Annotated in this window: 17 protein-coding genes and 1 pseudogene; 13 read left to right on the top strand and 5 right to left on the bottom strand. The window is 57.1% G+C overall.

Going from position 1 to position 19,953, the window contains the following annotated elements:
• Positions 1-10: 10 nt before the first annotated feature.
• The 3 genes from kdpB to kdpF are packed head-to-tail and all read right to left on the bottom strand — an operon-like array spanning position 11 to position 3,844.
• On the bottom strand, positions 11-2,059 hold the full coding sequence (kdpB, locus tag ACWKX3_RS09385; protein ID WP_454541630.1) for a potassium-transporting ATPase subunit KdpB: 2,049 nt from the start codon (positions 2,057-2,059) through the stop codon (positions 11-13).
• 16 nt (positions 2,060-2,075) lie between these two features.
• Positions 2,076-3,755, bottom strand: coding sequence for a potassium-transporting ATPase subunit KdpA (gene kdpA, locus ACWKX3_RS09380; RefSeq protein ID WP_400443083.1), 1,680 nt, complete (start codon positions 3,753-3,755; stop codon positions 2,076-2,078).
• Positions 3,755-3,844 carry a K(+)-transporting ATPase subunit F gene (gene kdpF, locus ACWKX3_RS09375; RefSeq protein WP_015386886.1) on the bottom strand — a complete coding sequence of 30 codons (90 nt, stop codon included), beginning with the start codon at positions 3,842-3,844 and terminating at the stop codon, positions 3,755-3,757. Before kdpF ends, kdpA begins: the two co-directional genes overlap by 1 nt.
• 308 nt (positions 3,845-4,152) lie before the next feature.
• On the opposite strand from kdpF, the gene ACWKX3_RS09370 reads away from it, so the two are divergent.
• The 7 genes from ACWKX3_RS09370 to nei all read left to right on the top strand — a co-directional run bounded on the left by ACWKX3_RS09370 (position 4,153) and on the right by nei (position 10,271).
• Positions 4,153-4,359 (top strand): YbfA family protein, encoded by a 207-nt coding sequence (locus tag ACWKX3_RS09370; RefSeq protein WP_014069366.1) that lies wholly within the window; start codon positions 4,153-4,155, stop codon positions 4,357-4,359.
• 611 nt (positions 4,360-4,970) lie between these two features.
• Positions 4,971-6,383: a deoxyribodipyrimidine photo-lyase gene (gene phrB, locus ACWKX3_RS09365; protein WP_454541629.1), complete on the top strand. Its 1,413-nt coding sequence runs from the start codon at positions 4,971-4,973 to the stop codon at positions 6,381-6,383.
• Between the two features lie 10 nt (positions 6,384-6,393).
• Complete coding sequence (locus ACWKX3_RS09360; RefSeq protein WP_137849264.1) at positions 6,394-7,137, top strand: type 2 GTP cyclohydrolase I; 744 nt, start codon at positions 6,394-6,396, stop codon at positions 7,135-7,137.
• Positions 7,138-7,151: 14 nt separating this feature from the next.
• The gene (pxpB, locus tag ACWKX3_RS09355; RefSeq protein WP_042321000.1) at positions 7,152-7,808 is read left to right on the top strand and encodes a 5-oxoprolinase subunit PxpB; all 657 of its coding nucleotides are present in this window, start codon (positions 7,152-7,154) and stop codon (positions 7,806-7,808) included.
• Positions 7,802-8,734: a 5-oxoprolinase subunit PxpC gene (gene pxpC / locus ACWKX3_RS09350; protein ID WP_058610544.1), complete on the top strand. Its 933-nt coding sequence runs from the start codon at positions 7,802-7,804 to the stop codon at positions 8,732-8,734. The genes pxpB and pxpC overlap by 7 nt, the downstream gene beginning before the upstream one ends.
• Complete coding sequence (gene pxpA / locus ACWKX3_RS09345) at positions 8,721-9,458, top strand: 5-oxoprolinase subunit PxpA (protein WP_088207673.1); 738 nt, start codon at positions 8,721-8,723, stop codon at positions 9,456-9,458. The genes pxpC and pxpA overlap by 14 nt, the downstream gene beginning before the upstream one ends.
• Before the next feature lie 21 nt (positions 9,459-9,479).
• Positions 9,480-10,271, top strand: coding sequence for an endonuclease VIII (gene nei / locus ACWKX3_RS09340; protein ID WP_058610546.1), 792 nt, complete (start codon positions 9,480-9,482; stop codon positions 10,269-10,271).
• A gap of 96 nt (positions 10,272-10,367) precedes the next feature.
• Here nei and ACWKX3_RS09335 read toward each other — a convergent pair whose 3' ends face one another.
• A complete protein-coding gene (locus tag ACWKX3_RS09335) occupies positions 10,368-11,651 on the bottom strand; it encodes a citrate synthase (protein WP_006177190.1) in 1,284 nt (427 codons plus the stop codon).
• 204 nt (positions 11,652-11,855) lie between these two features.
• Positions 11,856-11,918, bottom strand: a pseudogene (locus ACWKX3_RS09330) (hypothetical protein); the annotation flags it as partial.
• 372 nt (positions 11,919-12,290) lie between these two features.
• On the opposite strand from ACWKX3_RS09330, the gene sdhC reads away from it, so the two are divergent.
• The 6 genes from sdhC (at position 12,291) to odhB (ending at position 19,846) form a co-directional block, all read left to right on the top strand.
• A complete protein-coding gene (sdhC, locus tag ACWKX3_RS09325) occupies positions 12,291-12,695 on the top strand; it encodes a succinate dehydrogenase cytochrome b556 subunit (RefSeq protein WP_006177191.1) in 405 nt (134 codons plus the stop codon).
• Complete coding sequence (gene sdhD, locus ACWKX3_RS09320; RefSeq protein WP_006177192.1) at positions 12,689-13,036, top strand: succinate dehydrogenase membrane anchor subunit; 348 nt, start codon at positions 12,689-12,691, stop codon at positions 13,034-13,036. Before sdhC ends, sdhD begins: the two co-directional genes overlap by 7 nt.
• The gene (sdhA, locus tag ACWKX3_RS09315; RefSeq protein WP_006177193.1) at positions 13,036-14,802 is read left to right on the top strand and encodes a succinate dehydrogenase flavoprotein subunit; all 1,767 of its coding nucleotides are present in this window, start codon (positions 13,036-13,038) and stop codon (positions 14,800-14,802) included. The genes sdhD and sdhA overlap by 1 nt, the downstream gene beginning before the upstream one ends.
• 15 nt (positions 14,803-14,817) lie before the next feature.
• A complete protein-coding gene (locus ACWKX3_RS09310; protein WP_058610547.1) occupies positions 14,818-15,534 on the top strand; it encodes a succinate dehydrogenase iron-sulfur subunit in 717 nt (238 codons plus the stop codon).
• Positions 15,535-15,797: 263 nt separating this feature from the next.
• A complete protein-coding gene (gene sucA, locus ACWKX3_RS09305) occupies positions 15,798-18,605 on the top strand; it encodes a 2-oxoglutarate dehydrogenase E1 component (protein WP_006177195.1) in 2,808 nt (935 codons plus the stop codon).
• Between the two features lie 14 nt (positions 18,606-18,619).
• The gene (gene odhB / locus ACWKX3_RS09300) at positions 18,620-19,846 is read left to right on the top strand and encodes a 2-oxoglutarate dehydrogenase complex dihydrolipoyllysine-residue succinyltransferase (RefSeq protein ID WP_006177196.1); all 1,227 of its coding nucleotides are present in this window, start codon (positions 18,620-18,622) and stop codon (positions 19,844-19,846) included.
• Positions 19,847-19,953: the final 107 nt, after the last annotated feature.

Here is a 19,953-nt window from a genome sequence, read left to right as displayed (position 1 = left end):
GATTCACCTTTTAAACCAGCCCGAACAGGGTTAACAGCAGGTCGATCGCCTTGATCCCGATAAAGGGAACGATCAGCCCGCCGAGACCGTAAATCCACAGATTGCGGCGCAGCATCGCGGCAGCGGTCAGCGGCTTATAGCTCACCCCTTTTAGCGCCAGCGGGATCAGAAAGACAATAATCAGCGCGTTGAAGATCACTGCGCTGAGAATGGCTGACGCCGGGGAGTGCAGGTGCATCACGTTCAGCGCATCCAGCTGCGGATAGGTGGCGGCAAAGGCCGCCGGAATAATGGCGAAGTATTTCGCCACATCGTTGGCGATACTGAATGTTGTCAGCGAGCCGCGCGTCATCAGCATCTGCTTCCCGATGTGTACCACTTCAATCAGCTTGGTCGGGTTAGAGTCGAGATCGACCATGTTGCCCGCCTCTTTTGCCGCCTGCGTACCGGAGTTCATCGCGACCGCCACGTCGGCCTGCGCGAGGGCTGGTGCGTCGTTGGTGCCGTCTCCGGTCATCGCCACCAGCCGACCTTCGGCCTGATACTGGCGGATCAGCGCCAGCTTGGCTTCCGGCGTCGCTTCGGACAGGAAATCGTCGACGCCCGCTTCGGCCGCAATGGCGGCTGCGGTAAGACGGTTATCGCCAGTGATCATCACCGTTTTGATGCCCATCTGGCGCAGCTGAGCGAAGCGCTCTTTGATCCCGCCTTTGACAATATCTTTCAGGGCAATCACCCCGAGGACGTGCGAACCTTCAGCCACCACCAGCGGCGTGGCCCCCTGACGGGCGACGCTCTCGACCAGCGCGTCGACTTCTGGCGGGAAGTGGCCATTGTTGGCTTCAATATGGCGACGGATGGCGTCGACGGAGCCTTTGCGGATCATCCGGTCCTGAATGTTGATCCCGCTCATGCGGGTCTGAGCGGTGAAGGGGACAAAGGTGGCGTGCAGGCTCTGGACGTCACGCTGGCGCAGGTTAAAACGCTGTTTGGCAAGAATGACGATACTGCGGCCTTCTGGCGTTTCATCTGCCAGAGACGAGAGTTGCGCCGCGTCGGCCAGCGTTTTTTCATCCACGCCGGGGGCCGGTAAAAATTCGGAGGCCTGACGGTTACCGAGCGTGATCGTCCCGGTTTTGTCCAGCAGCAGAACGTCAACATCCCCGGCGGCCTCTACGGCGCGCCCGCTGGTGGCGATCACGTTCGCACCAAACATGCGGCTCATCCCGGCCACGCCGATGGCCGACAGCAGGCCGCCGATGGTGGTTGGGATCAGGCACACCAGCAGGGCGACCAGCACGGTAATGCTCACCGCTGTTCCGGCGTAGGCAGAGAACGGCCACAGGGTGGCGGTGGCGAGTAAAAAGACCATCGTCAGGGCGATCAGCAGAATGGTCAGGGCGATTTCGTTCGGCGTTTTGCGACGCTGTGCGCCTTCCACCATGGCGATCATCCGGTCGAGGAAGGTCTCGCCCGGGTTGACGCTGCACTGGATCACCAGCCAGTCCGAAAGAATGCGCGTTCCGCCGGTCACAGAGGCGAAGTCGCCGCCCGACTCGCGGATAACCGGCGCTGACTCCCCGGTAATGGCGCTTTCGTCTACCGATGCGCCCCCTTCAATCACTTCGCCATCACAGGGGATAATGTCCCCGGCTTCGACCAGCACCACGTCGCCTTTGCGCAGCTCGTCTGCCGGCACCTGGTCCATCTGCGCACCGTATTTCGGCTCACGCAGTTTGCGCGCAAAGGCGGTCTTTTTCACCCCTTTCAGGCTGTTGGCCTGCGCCTTACTGCGGCCTTCCGCCAGCGCTTCGGCAACGTTGGCGAAGAGCACGGTAAACCACAGCCACAGGCTGATGGCCCCGGTAAACAGGGCGTTCCCCGGGAGATGCCCCGTTCCCATGGCAATCGCCAGAGCGGTGGTCAGCACGCTGCCGATCCAGACGATAAACATCACCGGGTTGTGCCACTGCACGCGTGGGCTCAACTTTTTCACCGCATCCATGAGGGCCTGGCGAACTAACGACGGTTCGAACAGGGCCAGTTGTTTACGACTCATGACAATTCTCCGCATATCAGCGTAAAGAGAGGGTTTCCGCGACCGGGCCTAACGCGAGGGCGGGGATAAAGGTCAGGGCACCGACAAGCAGGACGGTGCCAATCAGCAGCCCGGTAAACAGCGCGCCGTGGGTAGGCAGCGTACCGGTGGTCGTGGGTTGGATTTTTTTATTCACCAGTGAACCCGCAATCGCCATCACCGGCACAATTACGCCGAAACGCCCAACGAACATGCAAAAGGCCAGCAGGCAGTTCCAGAACGGTGAGTTGGCGCTCAGGCCCGCAAAGGCGCTGCCGTTGTTATTGGCGGCAGACGAGACGGCGTACAGCACTTCGCTAAAGCCGTGGATACCCGGATTAAAAATGCCGCTGCGTCCGGCATCGGTCATTAGCGCCAGCGCGGTGCCGAGCAGCACGAGGGCAGGTGTAACCAGAATGGCCAGCGCGGTCAGCTTCATCTCGCGCACGTCGATTTTTTTACCCAAATACTCGGGGGTACGGCCAATCATCAGACCGGCGATAAACACCGCCAGCAGCACGAAAAGCAGCATGCCGTACAGCCCCGAGCCAACGCCGCCAAACACCACTTCACCGATCTGCATCAGCCACATCGGGATCATGCCGCCGAGTGCCGTAAAGGAGTCATGCATCGCATTCACCGCCCCGCACGAGGCCGCCGTGGTGACCACGGCATACAGGCTACTGGCGAGAATACCGAAGCGGCTCTCTTTGCCTTCCATGTTGATATTGCTGTTGGCGCCCAGCGGCATAAGATGGCCATTGCCGTGCCATTCGGCCCACATCACCAGCGCAACGCAGACCACGAAGATTAACGACATGGCCCACAGCAACGTCCGGCCCTGACGGCGGTCATTAACCACCTCGCCAAACGCAAAGCACAGCGCCGAAGGGATCAGGAAGATGGCCAGCATCTGAACCAGGTTGGTCAGCGCCGTTGGGTTTTCAAATGGATGGGATGAGTTAGCGTTGAAGAACCCGCCGCCGTTAGTCCCGAGCATCTTGATGGCCTCCTGCGACGCGACAGGTCCCATCGGCAGAAGCTGCTGTGCCCCTTCAAGCGAGGTATAAGGGGTGTAAGGGTGCAGGTTTTGCAGGGTGCCCTGCTGGATAAATAACAGGGCAATGATCAGTGCGATGGGAAGCAGGATCCACAGGGTAATCCGGGTCAGGTCGACCCAGGCGTTGCCCAGCGTGCTGACATTCTGACGCGCAAACGCCCGCGTCAGGGCAAAAATCACCGCGATACCGCTCGCCGCAGAGAGAAAGTTTTGTACCGTCAGTCCCGCCATCTGGCTGAAGTAACTGAGCGTGGTTTCACCCGCATAGGATTGCCAGTTGGTGTTACTGACGAAGCTGACCGCCGTGTTCAGGGCCAGGTGCCAGGACAGGCCGGGAAGCTGCTGTGGATTCAGCGGCAGGCTTCCCTGCAGCATCAACATGGCAAACAGGACCGCCAGGCCGATAATATTCAGCAGCAAAATGGCCAGCAGATACTGCCGCCAGGTCATCTCCCGATCGTGTGTTCCCAGAAACCGCCACAGCGCGTTTTCAACGCCAGCCGTGCCCGGTAACGCCACGTTGTTGATCATCCGCGTGAGTAAGGAACCCAACGGCCTTGCCAGTATGAACAGCACCAGCAGGAAGCTGGCAATAAGCAAAAACGCCTGAGCAGCCATCAGAATGCCTCCGCATTAATCAGGGCATAAACCAGATAACCCAATAACAGGAACACCAGCACGATGCCGGTAATCAGACCTGCACTCACAATTCACCTCCGGGTGACAGTTGTACTGGTGCTAACGGTAGGATTTACGGCGCAAAGATTTCGCAAAAATCTGAAGGGAAGGTGTAAAAAAAGTATAAAAATGGCAAAGCCACAATTTAACTACTGATAAGTAAATCGTTAACTTTTTTGTAACTTAGTTACGGCGTGAATGTAAATATTCCCTAAATGGCGAGAAATAAGTGGTCGGATGAGTAGTAAAATTACAAACAAAACGATATTATTTTATCCAGGTCACAGATTTCACATTTTCCGGATGACGTTTCCGGCCAACTACAGGGGAGAAAAATATGGATCTTTATAAAGAGTATCCGGCTCATATCGTTTTCATGCGTCGCACTTTCGCCGTAGTGGCTGGCGTGCTGGCACTGCCGGTGATGCTTTTCTGGAAAGACCGCGCACGTTTTTACAGCTATCTGCATCGCGTCTGGGCGAAAACCAGCGAGAAGCCGGTGTGGATGGATCAGGCCGAGAAAGCGACCTGCGATTTCTACTAAAAAAGAAAGATGACGCACAGTGATAAAAAAACCGCCAACAGCAATGTGGCGGTTTTTTTGTCCCTCGGGGTTCGCGGTCCGTTGGGATAGATGGTTTTTCAAGCTCTCACCAGAGGTCTGCGATCTTACTGCTCAGCACTGAAGAATCAAACGTTGTTTCTCTAAATATAATCTTAAAAGGCTGTTGAGCGGATTCCAGTCCACATCAATGCCGACTACCATGCGTCGTCCCTTTCCGCCATCTCGCACATGGGCACCGGTCCCGGGAAAGGTGTAACCACAACCGTGAGTCAGGCTCTCACCAGAGCTTGTGTCCACCGACTTATCACCGGTGGTGAACGGTGGAGCGGTTAGCTGCAGGGACCGCATAATGAAACGCTATTTTTGCATTGCGTTCATTGTCGCCAGCGTACTCGTCGTTAAGAGCGATGAACCTTCCGCGTTCATTGCGTTAACCTTGATAGCGCAGGACAAGTAGCGTTAAGGCCGCCCCGGGCGGCCTTTTTTATTTCATCGCGTCTACACTTCATGGCAAAGTACATAAAAGCCTGCCCCCTTTTTCCTTTGGTGGCATGCCCTTACGGACATAATGGACAATTGCCTGGAGTTTTATGCCCACCCATCTGGTTTGGTTTCGCGCGGATCTGCGCATTCACGACAACATCGCCCTGGCGGCAGCCTGCCGCGCCAAAGACGCCCGCGTGCTGGCACTGTTTATTGCGACTCCCGAGCAGTGGCAGCAGCATGATATGGCACCCCGACAGGCGGCCTACCTCTGCGCGCATCTGAACGAACTGCAGCGCTCGCTGGGCGAAAAAGGTATTCCGCTGATCTATAAAGAGGTGAGCGATTTCTCTGCGCAACTGCAGGCGGTGCAGGCGATATGTGACGAGCATGATGTCACGCACCTTTTTTATAACTACCAGTACGAATTCAACGAGCAGCAGCGGGACCGTCAGCTGGAAAACCGGTTAGACACCGTGGTGTGTCAGGGATTTGATGACAGCGTTATGCTGCCGCCGGGCAGCGTGATGACCGGCAACCACGAGATGTATAAAGTGTTTACCCCGTTCAAAAACGCTTTTATCAAACGCCTGAAAGAGGCGCTGCCGGAGTGCGTCGCCGCGCCCGCTTCAAGGGGCGAACCCTTAACGGATCTCCCCGCGCTGACGTTTGATTATCCTCAACAGGCGTTTGATGAAACCCTGTTCCCCGCCGATGAAAAAGCGGCCATCACGCAGCTGCGCCACTTCTGCAAACAGGGGGCGGCTGAGTATGAAAGTCAGCGGGATTTTCCCGCCGTCGAGGGAACCAGTCGGTTGTCGGCCTGTTTAGCACTGGGCGTGCTCTCTCCACGCCAGTGTCTGCATCGTCTGCTGGCTGAGCAGCCGCAGGCGCTGGACGGTGCGGCAGGCGCCGTGTGGCTCAACGAGCTTATCTGGCGCGAGTTCTATCGCCATCTGATGACTTATCATCCTGATTTATGTAAACATCGACCTTTCATCCGCTGGACTGAAAACGTCAAGTGGCAGCAAAACGACGATCGGCTCCGCGCCTGGCAAAACGGCATGACGGGCTACCCGATTGTCGATGCCGCGATGCGCCAGCTCAATGCAACCGGGTGGATGCATAACCGCCTGCGCATGATTACTGCCAGCTTTCTGGTAAAAGATCTGCTTATCGACTGGCGCGTCGGGGAGCGGTATTTTATTTCTCAGCTGATCGATGGCGATCTGGCTGCCAATAACGGCGGCTGGCAGTGGGCGGCCTCTACCGGTACCGATGCGGCACCGTATTTCCGCATCTTTAACCCGACAACCCAGGGGCAACGGTTTGACGCCGACGGCGAGTTTATCCGCCACTGGCTTCCGGAGCTTAACGAGGTGCCGGCTAAAGCGATCCATGAACCCTGGACGTGGGCGGATAAGCAGGGCGTAACGCTCGATTATCCTCGCCCCCTCGTCGACCATAAACAGGCGCGCGTCGCCACGCTGGCGGCGTACGAAGCGGCCCGTAATGCGTAAGAGAATGATGATGAACAACCACGAACTTGAACGACTGATTAACGAGAAGCTCAACACCGCCGCCTTCAGCGACTACGGCCCGAACGGCCTGCAGGTTGAAGGGCGCGATAAGGTGCAAAAAATTATCACCGGTGTGACGGCAAGCCAGGCGCTGCTGGATGAGGCGGTACGCCAGCAGGCGGACGCCGTGATCGTCCATCACGGTTACTTCTGGAAAAACGAAGCGCCGGTTATTCGCGGTATGAAGCGTAACCGGCTGAAAACGCTGCTGGCGAACGACATCAACCTCTACGGCTATCATCTGCCGCTGGACGCGCACCCGGAACTGGGAAATAACGTGCAGCTGGCGCAGCTGCTGGGGATCACCGTGAAGGGGGAAATCGAGCCGCTGGTGCCATGGGGCGAGCTGGCGATGCCGGTTCCGGGGCTGGAGCTGGCCTCGTGGATTGAAGCGCGTCTGGGGCGTCGTCCGCTGTGGTGCGGTGACACAGGGCCGGATCTGGTGACGCGCGTCGCCTGGTGTACCGGCGGTGGTCAGGGCTTTATTGATAGCGCGGCACGTTTTGGCGTTGATGCCTTCATTACCGGCGAAGTCTCCGAGCAAACCATCCACTCCGCCCGCGAGCAGGGGCTCCATTTCTACGCGGCGGGGCATCATGCAACGGAGCGCGGCGGCATTCGCGCGCTCGGGGAGTGGCTGACAGAAAATACCGATCTGGATGTGACCTTTATTGATATTCCTAATCCGGCCTGATGAGAGGTAGTTAAGTGCAGCGAGCGCGTTGTTATCTTCTGGGCGAAACCGCCGTGGTTCTGGAACTTGAACCACCGGTGACGCTTGCCACGCAAAAGCGTATCTGGCGGCTGGCTCAGCGTCTGCCGGAGATGCCGGGGGTGGTTGAAGCCATTCCGGGTATGAATAATATCACCGTGGTGCTGCGTCACCCGCACACGGGGGCGCTGGATGCCATTGAACGATTGCAGCGCTGGTGGGAGGAGAGCGAGGCGCTGGAGCCGGAGTCCAGATCTATTGAAATCCCGGTGGTTTATGGCAGGGAAGGCGGACCGGATCTTGGCGTCGTGGCGCAACACAGTGGTTTAACCGAGAAGCAGGTGGTTGAAATGCATGCTTCGGTAAATTACGTGGTCTGGTTCGTTGGCTTCCAGCCAGGTTTTCCGTATCTGGGCGGGCTGCCGTCAGAGCTGCATACCCCCCGTCGCGCCGAGCCGCGCCTGAGCGTACCCGCGGGGACGGTGGCGATCGGCGGTGAGCAGACCGGCATCTACCCCCTTGCCTCGCCCGGCGGCTGGCAGCTTATCGGACACACGTCCACCCCATTATTTGAACCACGCCAGGATGCGCCAATACTTCTGCGTCCCGGCGACACCCTTCGCTTTATCCCGCAGAAGGAGGGGGTATGTTAACGCTTATTCGCGCCGGGCTTTACACCTCGGTACAGGATGCCGGGCGCTTTGGCATGCGCCAGTCCGGCGTGAGCTATTGCGGCGCGCTTGACCGCCCTGCGCTTGAAATTGCAAACGTGCTGGTGGGCAACCCCGGCAGCACGGCGGCGCTGGAGATTACGCTCGGACAGTGCGTGATTGAATTCGGCCAGGAGACTTGGTTTGCGCTTACCGGCGCAGGCTGCGATGCAACGCTTGACGGTAAAGCGGTCTGGACGGGCTGGCGTCTCAGGGCGCAAGCGGGCCAGCGACTGACCCTCAACCGTCCTTCGCACGGCGTACGCAGTTACCTTGCCGTCGCCGGAGGCCTTGACGTGCCTGACGTCCTTGGCTCGTGCAGTACCGACGCAAAAGCGGGCATTGGCGGGCATGAAGGACGCTTGCTGCGCGACGGCGATCGCCTGGCTATCAAGCCTGCGGATCGGCTTTTTTCCACCGCCCAGGGCGTGAAGCAGCTGCTGTGGGGAAATCAGATCCGCGCTTTGCCGGGGCCGGAATATCAGGAGTTCGACGCGGCGTCTCAGGCATCCTTCTGGCGCTCGCCGTGGAAGATCAGCCCGCAAAGTAACCGCATGGGCTATCGCCTGCAGGGGCAGCCGCTAACCCGCACAACCGACCGCGAGCTGCTTTCGCACGGCCTGCTGCCGGGCGTGATTCAGGTTCCACCGAACGGGCAGCCTATCGTGCTGATGAACGATGCGCAAACTACCGGCGGATACCCGAGAATTGCCTGCATTATTGAAGCCGATCGCTACCATCTGGCGCAGATCCCGCTTGGTCAGCCGATCCATTTTGTACAATGTACGCTGGAAGAGGCGCTCAAAGCCCGGCAGGATCAGCAGCGCTACCTGGAGCAACTGGCCTGGAGGCTGGATGGCAAAGATTGATTTAAATGCCGATTTGGGCGAGGGCGGCAGCGCGGACGACGCGCTGATGACGCTGGTCTCTTCGGTCAATATCGCCTGCGGTTTTCATGCGGGCGACGCGCAAACCATGCTGACAAGCGTGCGCAATGCCATCAAACACGGCGTGGCGATCGGGGCGCACCCGGGTTTTCCTGACAGGGCGAATTTTGGCCGAACGGCGATGGAGCTGCCGCCGGAGACGGTCTATGCCCAGATGCTCTATCAGATTGGCGCGCTGGACGCGATTGTCCGTGCGCAGCAGGGTGTGCTGTGCCACGTGAAGCCGCACGGCATGCTTTACAACCAGGCGGCAAAAGAGCCTGCTCTGGCCGATGCCATCGCACGGGCTGTGCGGGACTATAACCCGCATTGCATTCTGGTCGGCCTGGCCGGCAGTGAGCTTATCCGCGCCGGCGCGCGTCTGGGCTTAACCACCCGCCAGGAAGTCTTTGCCGACCGGGGATACCAGGCTGACGGCAGCCTCGTCCCGCGCACGCAGCCGGGCGCGCTTATCACCTCTGAACCGCAGGCGCTGGCGCAGACGCTGGAGATGGTACGCCTGGGGCAGGTCACGACGATTGACGGCACAACGGCAAAGGTCCAGGCTGATACGGTCTGTTTACACGGCGATGGTGAGCATGCGCTGGCATTTGCGCGCCGCCTGCGGGCGGCCTTTGCAGAGCAGGGTATTCTCGTCAGCGCCTGACATCGCAATAAGGACAACACCATGCCAGAAGGTCCGGAGATCCGCCGCGCGGCGGATAACCTGGAGGCGGCGATAAAAGGCAAACCCCTGACCCGTGTCTGGTTTGCTTTTCCGCAACTCAAAAAATATGAATCAATGCTGGTGGGCCAGACGGTGACCCACATCGACACGCGCGGCAAGGCATTGCTGACGCATTTCTCCCATAACCTGACGTTATATAGCCATAACCAGCTATACGGCGTATGGCGCGTGGTGAATGCCGACGAACAGCCTGAAACCACCCGCGTGCTGCGCGTCAGGCTGCAAACGGCAGATAAAGCCGTTCTGCTTTACAGCGCGTCGGATATCGACATGTTAACGCCGGAGCAGTTGCTTACGCACCCGTTCCTGCAACGCGTGGGGCCGGACGTGCTGGATATGCGCCTGACGGCCAGCGACGTGAAAGCCAGGCTGTTATCACCCAAATTCCGCAACCGGCAGTTCTCCGGCTTATTCCTCGATCAGGCGTTTCTGGCGGGGTTAGGAAATTATCTGCGGGTGGAAATTCTGTGGGACGTTGGGCTGGCGGCGCAGCATAAAGCCTCGCAGCTGAGCGACGCGCAGCTGGACGCCCTGTCCCACGCGCTGCTGGAGATACCGCGCCTGTCCTACAACACGCGAGGCAGGGTAGATGATAAAAAGCACCACGGGGCGCTGTTCCGGTTCAGGGTGTTTCATCGGGCGGGAAAAAAGTGCGAACGCTGCGGCGGGATAATTGAAAAGACAACGCTCTCATCCAGACCGTTTTACTGGTGTCCGGGGTGCCAGAGGTAAAAGCAAAACGGCAACGAAAGTTGCCGTTTTTAATGTTTTCACCCTCTCCCTGTGGGAGAGGGCCGGGGTGAGGGCATCAGGCCGCACCCAACGTTGTTAGCGCTTAATATCAGACTTAAAATCACGCTGCTCGTAGCCGGTATACAGCTGACGAGGACGGGCGATTTTCATGCCTTCGCTGTGCATTTCGTTCCAGTGCGCAATCCAGCCTACGGTACGCGCCATCGCGAAGATCACGGTGAACATGGAAGACGGAATACCCATCGCTTTCAGGATGATACCGGAGTAGAAGTCGACGTTCGGGTAGAGTTTCTTCTCGATGAAGTACGGGTCGTTCAGCGCGATATGTTCCAGCTCCATCGCCACTTCCAGCAGGTCATCTTTGGTACCCAGTTCTTTCAGCACTTCGTGGCAGGTTTCACGCATCACGGTGGCGCGCGGGTCGTAGTTTTTGTACACGCGGTGACCGAAGCCCATCAGACGGAAGGAGTCATTCTTGTCTTTCGCGCGACGCACGAACTCAGGAATGTGCTCAACGGAGCTGATCTCTTCCAGCATCTTGAGCGCGGCTTCGTTCGCGCCGCCGTGCGCCGGTCCCCACAGGGAGGCGATACCCGCAGCGATACAGGCGAACGGGTTCGCGCCTGAAGAGCCTGCGGTACGGACGGTAGAGGTAGAGGCGTTCTGTTCGTGGTCAGCGTGCAGGATCAGAATACGGTCCATGGCGCGTTCCAGCACCGGGTTCACTTCGTACTCTTCGCACGGCGTGGAGAACATCATGCGCAGGAAGTTACCGGCGTAGGAGAGGTCGTTACGCGGATAAACAAACGGCTGGCCGATAGAATATTTGTAGCACATCGCCGCCATGGTCGGCATTTTGGACAGCAGGCGGAACGCGGCAATATCACGGTGACGTGGGTTATTCACGTCGAGCGAGTCGTGATAGAACGCGGCCAGCGCACCGGTGATCCCGCACATTACCGCCATCGGGTGAGAGTCACGACGGAACGCATGGAACAGACGGGTAATCTGCTCGTGGATCATGGTGTGACGGGTAACGGTGGTCCGGAATTCATCGTATTCCGCCTGGGTCGGCTTTTCGCCGTTCAGCAGGATGTAGCACACTTCCAGATAGTTGGATTCGGTGGCTAACTGATCGATGGGGAAGCCGCGATGGAGCAGGATGCCTTCGTCACCGTCGATGAAGGTGATTTTGGATTCGCAAGATGCGGTAGAGGTAAATCCAGGGTCAAAGGTGAAAACACCTTTCGAACCCAGCGTACGGATATCAATAACATCCTGACCGAGCGTGCCTTTTAGCACATCCAGTTCAATAGCAGTATCACCCCCGAGGGTGAGCTTTGCCTTTGTATCAGCCATTTACGGTCTCCTTAGCGCCTTATGCTTAAGACTGCTGTTCACCGGATTTGCCTTCAGCTGTTAATCACCGTTACCAGATTGTTATTTGGCTTACCGCTCAGCTCACGAGGCATAACCAGGGTACAGAGCTATGGCGCCTTGCAGGTAAACGAATGAAATATCAGTGAAATAACAGCAAATCAGTGTTTCAGCGGTCCGAATTATTCAAACCTGTATACCACTAATAACTGTCCTGATAACTTCGGTCAATACCATCACACTGTTACATAACTATTTGTCAGGTGAAAGAGAGACCTCATAACTTTTGCGCATTATATGCCTTTTCTGATGACGTTTGTAACAATATTGTTTAACATTTGTCAAATCAGATGATTAAAAATTAAAAAGATGTTGTTATCGTGACCCGGATCACTGTTCCAGAGAAAACCCGACAAACTGTATGTAGGTTAATTGTAATGATTTTGTGAACGGCCTATACTGCCGCCAGGTCTCCGGAACACCCTGCAATCCCGAGCCACCCAGCGTTGTAACGTGTCGTTTTAGCATTTGGAAGCAATGTTTTGCATGACGCGCAGTTATAGAAAAGGAACGCTGTCTGACCCGCATCGCAGTCCGGAGGAAGGAAACAATAAGAACAGCATGTGGGCGTTATTCATGATAAGAAACGTGAAAAAACAAAGACCTGTCAATCTGGATCTCAAAACGATCCGATTCCCTGTAACAGCAATAGCGTCCATTCTGCACCGCGTATCCGGTGTGATTACGTTTGTGGCGGTCGGTATTTTGCTGTGGCTACTGGGAACCAGCCTCTCGTCTCCTGAAGGATTCCTCCAGGCCTCCGCCATTATGAACAGCTTCTTCGTGAAATTTATCATGTGGGGCATTCTGACCGCGCTGGCATACCACGTCGTAGGCGGCGTACGCCATATGCTGATGGATTTCGGCTATCTGGAAGAGACCTTCGAGGCCGGGAAACGCTCTGCTAACATTTCATTTGTATTGACTGTCGTGCTTTCAATTCTCGCAGGAGTTCTCGTATGGTAAGCAACGCCTCCGCATTAGGACGCAACGGCGTACATGACTTCATTCTGGTCCGCGCTACCGCCATCGTCCTCACGCTTTACATCATCTATATGATCGGTTTCTTCGCGACCAGCGGCACGCTGACGTGGGAGCTCTGGAGTGGTTTCTTCGGATCGGCCTTCACCAAAGTGTTTACCCTGCTGGCGCTGTTCTCCATCCTTATCCATGCCTGGATTGGCATGTGGCAGGTGTTGACCGATTACGTTAAACCTCTGGCCATTCGCCTCCCTCTGCAGCTGGCAATTGTCGTTGCACTGGTGGTTTACGTTATTTATGGATTCGTTGTGGTGTGGGGTGTGTAATGAAACTGCCAGTCAGAGAATTTGATGCTGTCGTGATTGGTGCTGGTGGCGCAGGTATGCGCGCAGCGCTGCAAATTTCCCAGAGCGGCCAGACCTGTGCGCTGCTCTCTAAAGTGTTCCCGACCCGTTCCCATACCGTATCAGCCCAGGGTGGTATCACCGTGGCGCTCGGTAATACCCATGAAGATAACTGGGAATGGCACATGTACGACACGGTAAAAGGTTCCGACTACATCGGCGACCAGGATGCCATCGAATATATGTGTAAAACCGGCCCGGAAGCGATTCTGGAGCTGGACCACATGGGCCTGCCGTTCTCCCGTCTGGAAAATGGCACCATCTATCAACGTCCGTTTGGCGGCCAGTCGAAAGATTTCGGCGGCGAGCAGGCGGCACGTACCGCAGCGGCGGCGGACCGTACCGGCCACGCGCTGCTGCACACTCTGTATCAGCAAAACCTGAAAAACCACACCACCATCTTCTCTGAGTGGTATGCGCTGGATCTGGTGAAAAACGCCGATGGCGCAGTCGTGGGCTGTACCGCACTGTGCATCGAGACCGGTGAGGTCGTCTACTTCAAAGCGCGTGCAACCGTGCTGGCTACCGGCGGTGCAGGGCGTATTTATCAGTCAACCACCAACGCCCACATTAACACCGGTGACGGCGTGGGGATGGCTATCCGCGCGGGCGTGCCGGTGCAGGATATGGAGATGTGGCAGTTCCACCCAACCGGTATCGCCGGCGCGGGGGTTCTGGTGACGGAAGGCTGCCGTGGTGAAGGTGGCTACCTGCTGAACAAACACGGCGAGCGCTTCATGGAGCGTTATGCCCCGAATGCGAAAGACCTCGCGGGTCGTGACGTGGTGGCGCGTTCCATCATGATCGAAATCCGCGAAGGCCGCGGCTGCGATGGCCCATGGGGTCCACACGCGAAGCTGAAGCTCGACCACCTGGGTAAAGAGGTACTGGAATCCCGCCTGCCGGGCATTCTGGAGCTGTCCCGCACCTTCGCCCACGTTGACCCGGTTAAAGAACCTATCCCGGTTATTCCAACCTGCCACTACATGATGGGAGGCATTCCGACCAAAGTGACCGGTCAGGCGCTGACCGTGAACGAGCAGGGCGAAGACGTGGTGATCCCTGGCCTGTTTGCCGTCGGCGAAATCGCCTGCGTATCGGTACACGGCGCTAACCGTCTGGGCGGCAACTCCCTGCTGGACCTGGTGGTGTTTGGCCGTGCGGTGGGTCTGCATCTGCAGGAATCCATTGCCGAGCAGGGCGACCTGCTTGACGCTACCGACGCTGAAATCGATGCCTCCCTCGAGCGCCTCAACCGCTGGAACGGCAACCGTAACGGCGAAGATCCGGTGGAAATCCGTAAAGCGCTGCAGGAATGTATGCAGCACAACTTCTCGGTATTCCGTGAAGGCGACGCGATGGCGAAAGGCCTTGAGCAGCTGAAAGCGATCCGCGAGCGTCTGAAAAATGCCCGTCTGGATGATACCTCCAGCGAGTTCAATACCCAGCGCGTTGAGTGTCTGGAGCTGGATAACCTGATGGAAACGGCCTACGCCACTGCGGTGTCGGCAAACTTCCGTACCGAAAGCCGTGGCGCGCATAGCCGCTTCGACTTCCCGGATCGTGATGACGAAAACTGGCTGTGCCATTCCCTGTATCTGCCAGAGTCGGAAACCATGACGCGTCGTAGCGTTAACATGGAACCGAAACTGCGTCCGGCGTTCCCGCCGAAGATTCGTACTTATTAATGCGGAGACAGGACAATGAAACTCGAATTCTCAGTTTATCGTTATAACCCGGATGTAGACGATGCGCCGCGTATGCAGGATTACACCCTGGACGCGGAAGAAGGTCGTGACATGATGCTGCTGGATGCCTTAATGCAGCTGAAAGAAAAAGATCCGACACTGTCGTTCCGCCGTTCCTGCCGTGAGGGGGTGTGTGGCTCCGATGGCGTGAACATGAACGGAAAAAATGGCCTGGCCTGTATTACGCCAATTTCAGCGTTGCAGCGTCCTGGTCAGAAAATTGTTATCCGTCCTCTGCCAGGCCTGCCGGTCGTGCGCGATTTGGTGGTAGACATGGGGCAATTCTATGCACAATATGAGAAGATTAAGCCTTACTTGTTGAATAATGGGCAAAATCCTCCTGCTCGTGAGCACTTACAGTCACCCGAGCAGCGTGAAAAACTCGATGGATTGTATGAGTGTATTCTCTGTGCATGTTGCTCAACGTCGTGCCCATCGTTCTGGTGGAACCCGGACAAATTTATCGGCCCGGCCGGTCTGCTGGCTGCCTATCGCTTCCTGATCGATAGCCGCGACACCGAAACCGATAACCGTCTGGAAGGATTAAGTGACGCTTTCAGCGTATTCCGCTGCCATAGCATCATGAACTGCGTCAGTGTGTGTCCTAAGGGGCTGAACCCGACGCGCGCCATCGGCCATATTAAGTCGATGCTGCTGCAGCGCAGTGCGTAAGAAGTAATAAGAGGGGGCGCTGTTCCCCTCACCCTAACCCTCTCCCCAAGGGAGAGGGAATAGATTGCAGGAAATCTTTAAAAACTGCCGACGACATTCCCCCTCTCCTGTGGGAGAGGGTCGGGGTGAGGGGAAACCCTTAAGACAGTTTCTAAAGGTTCCTTCGCGGGCCAGAAAGAGCTCGCAGGTGAACCCCGGCACGTACGTGTTGTACGTGGTAGTTTCTACGGCGAAAGTAAGCATAAAATGCTTAAGGGATCACGATGCAGAACGGCGCAATGAAAGCCTGGCTGGACTCTTCTTACCTCTCTGGTGCAAACCAGAGCTGGATAGAACAGCTCTATGAAGACTTCTTAACCGATCCTGACTCAGTGGACGCAAACTGGCGTTCCATGTTCCAGCAGTTGCCTGGTACAGGGGTCAAACCGGATCAATTCCATTCCAAAACACGTGATTATTTCCGTCGTCTGGCGAAGGATGCCTCACGTTACTCTTCTGCGATTTCCGACCCTGACACCAATGCGAAGCAGGTTAAAGTCCTGCAGCTTATTAACGCTTATCGCTTCCGTGGTCACCAGCATGCGAATCTCGATCCGCTGGGACTGTGGCAGCAAGAACGTGTGGCGGATCTCGATCCGGCCTTCCACGATCTGACCGAGGCCGATTTCCAGGAAACCTTTAACGTAGGTTCGTTTGCCATCGGCAAAGACACGATGAAGCTGGGCGAGTTGATTGACGCGCTCAAGCAGACTTACTGCGGCTCCATCGGCGCGGAATATATGCACATTACCTCCACCGAAGAGAAGCGCTGGATCCAGCAGCGTATCGAATCCGTGGCGGGGCACGCCACCTTCTCTCATGAAGAGAAAAAGCGCTTCCTGGGTGAGTTGACCGCAGCAGAAGGGCTTGAGCGCTATCTGGGCGCGAAATTCCCGGGCGCAAAACGCTTCTCGCTGGAAGGCGGCGATGCGTTAGTCCCGATGCTCAAAGAGCTGATCCGCCATGCGGGCAAGAGCGGCACCCGTGAAGTGGTGCTGGGCATGGCGCACCGTGGTCGTCTGAACGTGCTGGTCAACGTGCTGGGCAAAAAGCCTCAGGACCTGTTCGACGAATTCGCGGGTAAACACAAAGAACATCTCGGCACCGGTGACGTGAAGTACCACATGGGCTTCTCGTCAGATATCGAAACCGAAGGCGGTCAGGTTCACCTGGCGCTGGCGTTTAACCCGTCGCACCTCGAAATCGTAAGCCCGGTCGTCATTGGTTCGGTGCGCGCGCGTCTGGATCGTCTTGACGAGCCGAGCAGCAATAAAGTGCTGCCGATTACCATTCACGGTGATGCGGCGATTACCGGTCAGGGCGTGGTTCAGGAGACCCTGAACATGTCCAAAGCGCGGGGTTACGAAGTGGGCGGTACCGTTCGCATCGTGATCAACAACCAGGTGGGCTTCACTACCTCTAACCCGCTGGACGCGCGTTCTACGCCGTACTGTACCGACATCGGTAAGATGGTGCAGGCGCCAATCTTCCACGTCAACGCGGACGATCCGGAAGCAGTGGCCTTCGTCACCCGTCTGGCGCTGGACTACCGTAATACCTTCAAACGCGACGTGCTGATCGACCTGTTCTGCTACCGCCGTCACGGCCACAACGAAGCTGACGAGCCAAGCGCAACCCAGCCGTTGATGTACCAGAAAATCAAAAAACACCCGACGCCGCGCAAAATCTATGCCGACCGGCTTGAAGCCGAAAAAGTGGCGACGCTGGAAGATGCGACCGAGCTGGTCAATCTTTACCGTGACGCGCTGGATGCAGGTGAATGCGTTGTGAAAGAGCTGCGTCCGATGAACATGCACTCCTTTACCTGGTCGCCGTACCTCAACCACGAGTGGGATGAGAGCTACCCGAACAAGGTCGAGATGAAGCGCCTGCAGGAGCTGGCTAAACGCATTAGCACCGTGCCTGACGCTATCGAGATGCAGTCTCGCGTGGCAAAAATCTATGGCGATCGCCAGTCCATGGCGGCAGGTGAGAAGCTGTTCGATTGGGGCGGGGCGGAAACGCTGGCCTATGCCACGCTGGTTGACGAAGGTATCCCTGTTCGCCTCTCCGGTGAGGATGCGGGTCGCGGTACCTTCTTCCACCGTCATGCGGTTGTGCATAATCAGACCAACGGTTCAACCTATACCCCGCTGCAGCACGTGCATAACGGTCAGGGCCAGTTCCGGGTCTGGGACTCCGTGCTGTCTGAAGAAGCGGTTCTGGCATTCGAGTACGGTTACGCGACCGCAGAACCTCGCACCCTGACCATCTGGGAAGCGCAGTTCGGTGACTTCGCCAACGGTGCGCAGGTGGTTATCGACCAGTTCATCTCTTCTGGCGAACAGAAGTGGGGCCGTATGTGTGGCCTGGTGATGCTGCTGCCACACGGTTACGAAGGGCAGGGACCGGAGCACTCCTCCGCGCGTCTGGAGCGTTATCTGCAGCTCTGCGCCGAGCAGAACATGCAGGTCTGCGTACCATCGACCCCGGCTCAGGTTTACCACATGCTGCGTCGTCAGGCGCTGCGCGGTATGCGCCGTCCACTGGTGGTGATGTCGCCGAAATCGCTGCTGCGTCATCCGCTGGCGGTGTCCAGCCTCGACGAACTGGCGAACGGAACCTTCCTGCCGGCCATCGGTGAAATTGACGAACTGGATCCGAAGGGCGTGAAGCGCGTTGTGATGTGTTCTGGTAAGGTTTATTACGACCTGCTGGAACAGCGCCGCAAGAACGATCAGAAAGATGTCGCCATCGTGCGTATCGAACAGCTTTATCCGTTCCCGCATCAGGCGATGCAGGAAGTGCTGAAACAGTATGCTCACGTCCATGATTTTGTCTGGTGCCAGGAAGAGCCGCTCAACCAGGGCGCATGGTACTGCAGCCAGCATCATTTCCGTGAAGTGATTCCATTTGGGTCTGCCCTGCGTTACGCAGGTCGCCCGGCCTCCGCCTCTCCGGCGGTAGGGTATATGTCCGTTCACCAGAAGCAGCAACAAGATCTGGTCAATGACGCGCTGAACGTCGATTAATTAAAGGATACATAATGAGTAGCGTAGATATTCTTGTTCCCGACCTGCCTGAATCCGTAGCAGATGCGACTGTTGCCACCTGGCATAAAAAACCGGGCGATAGCGTTAAGCGTGATGAAGTGCTGGTAGAAATCGAAACTGACAAAGTGGTACTGGAAGTACCGGCATCGGCGGATGGCATCCTGGACGCAGTGCTGGAAGATGAAGGTACAACCGTCACCTCTCGCCAGATCCTCGGTCGCCTGCGTGAAGGCAACAGCGCGGGCAAAGAGTCGAGCGCCAAAACGGAAGAGAAAGCCTCTACCCCGGCGCAGCGTCAGCAGGCTTCTCTGGAAGAGCAGTCTAACGACGCGCTCAGCCCGGCGATCCGTCGTCTGCTGGCCGAGCACACTCTCGACGCGTCCGCCATCAAAGGCACCGGCGTGGGTGGTCGACTGACCCGTGAAGACGTTGAGAAGCATCTGGCGAAAGCGCCTTCTGAAGCGAAAGCAGAAGCGAAAGCGCCTGCGGCTGCACCAGCAGCACAGCCTGCGCTGGGTGCCCGTAGCGAAAAACGCGTGCCGATGACCCGCCTGCGTAAGCGTGTGGCCGAGCGTCTGCTGGAAGCGAAAAACTCTACCGCGATGCTGACCACCTTCAACGAAGTGAACATGAAGCCCATCATGGACCTGCGTAAGCAGTACGGTGACGCGTTTGAAAAACGTCACGGTATCCGTCTGGGCTTTATGTCCTTCTACGTGAAGGCGGTGGTTGAAGCGCTGAAACGCTACCCGGAAGTGAATGCCTCCATCGATGGCGACGACGTGGTTTACCACAACTACTTCGACGTCAGCATGGCGGTATCGACCCCGCGTGGTCTGGTCACGCCGGTTCTGCGCGACGTAGACACCCTGGGCATGGCAGACATCGAGAAGAAAATCAAAGAGCTGGCCGTGAAAGGCCGTGACGGCAAGCTGACCGTCGACGACCTGACCGGCGGTAACTTCACCATTACCAACGGCGGCGTATTTGGTTCGCTGATGTCCACGCCAATCATTAACCCGCCACAGAGCGCGATCCTCGGCATGCATGCCATCAAAGATCGTCCTATGGCGGTAGACGGTAAAGTTGAGATCCTGCCGATGATGTACCTGGCACTCTCTTACGATCACCGTCTGATCGACGGCCGCGAGTCCGTGGGCTTCCTGGTCGCCATTAAAGAGCTGCTGGAAGACCCAACGCGTCTGCTGCTGGACGTGTAGTAGTTTTGCATCACCTGCCCTGTAGGCCGGATAAGCGTACCGCCATGCGGCGCTCAGAACGCGCCGGTCTACAGGTTAAAAGATAACGATTACCCTGAAGGATGGAT

It is taken from the genome of Enterobacter sp. UPMP2052 (assembly GCF_053709675.1).
Note: the sequence above shows the minus strand (reverse complement) of the source record. Positions and strands in the feature narration are given on the sequence as shown.

Coding starts and splice junctions, on each gene's coding strand:
- sdhC (WP_006177191.1), top strand. CDS start 12,291: ATGTGGGCGTTATTCATGATAAGAAACGTGAAAAAACAAAGACCTGTC.
- sucA (WP_006177195.1), top strand. CDS start 15,798: ATGCAGAACGGCGCAATGAAAGCCTGGCTGGACTCTTCTTACCTCTCT.
- ACWKX3_RS09360 (WP_137849264.1), top strand. CDS start 6,394: ATGAACAACCACGAACTTGAACGACTGATTAACGAGAAGCTCAACACC.
- odhB (WP_006177196.1), top strand. CDS start 18,620: ATGAGTAGCGTAGATATTCTTGTTCCCGACCTGCCTGAATCCGTAGCA.
- nei (WP_058610546.1), top strand. CDS start 9,480: ATGCCAGAAGGTCCGGAGATCCGCCGCGCGGCGGATAACCTGGAGGCG.
- sdhD (WP_006177192.1), top strand. CDS start 12,689: ATGGTAAGCAACGCCTCCGCATTAGGACGCAACGGCGTACATGACTTC.
- pxpC (WP_058610544.1), top strand. CDS start 7,802: ATGTTAACGCTTATTCGCGCCGGGCTTTACACCTCGGTACAGGATGCC.
- ACWKX3_RS09370 (WP_014069366.1), top strand. CDS start 4,153: ATGGATCTTTATAAAGAGTATCCGGCTCATATCGTTTTCATGCGTCGC.
- pxpA (WP_088207673.1), top strand. CDS start 8,721: ATGGCAAAGATTGATTTAAATGCCGATTTGGGCGAGGGCGGCAGCGCG.
- ACWKX3_RS09310 (WP_058610547.1), top strand. CDS start 14,818: ATGAAACTCGAATTCTCAGTTTATCGTTATAACCCGGATGTAGACGAT.
- kdpA (WP_400443083.1), bottom strand. CDS start 3,755: ATGGCTGCTCAGGCGTTTTTGCTTATTGCCAGCTTCCTGCTGGTGCTG.
- phrB (WP_454541629.1), top strand. CDS start 4,971: ATGCCCACCCATCTGGTTTGGTTTCGCGCGGATCTGCGCATTCACGAC.
- ACWKX3_RS09335 (WP_006177190.1), bottom strand. CDS start 11,651: ATGGCTGATACAAAGGCAAAGCTCACCCTCGGGGGTGATACTGCTATT.
- kdpB (WP_454541630.1), bottom strand. CDS start 2,059: ATGAGTCGTAAACAACTGGCCCTGTTCGAACCGTCGTTAGTTCGCCAG.
- sdhA (WP_006177193.1), top strand. CDS start 13,036: ATGAAACTGCCAGTCAGAGAATTTGATGCTGTCGTGATTGGTGCTGGT.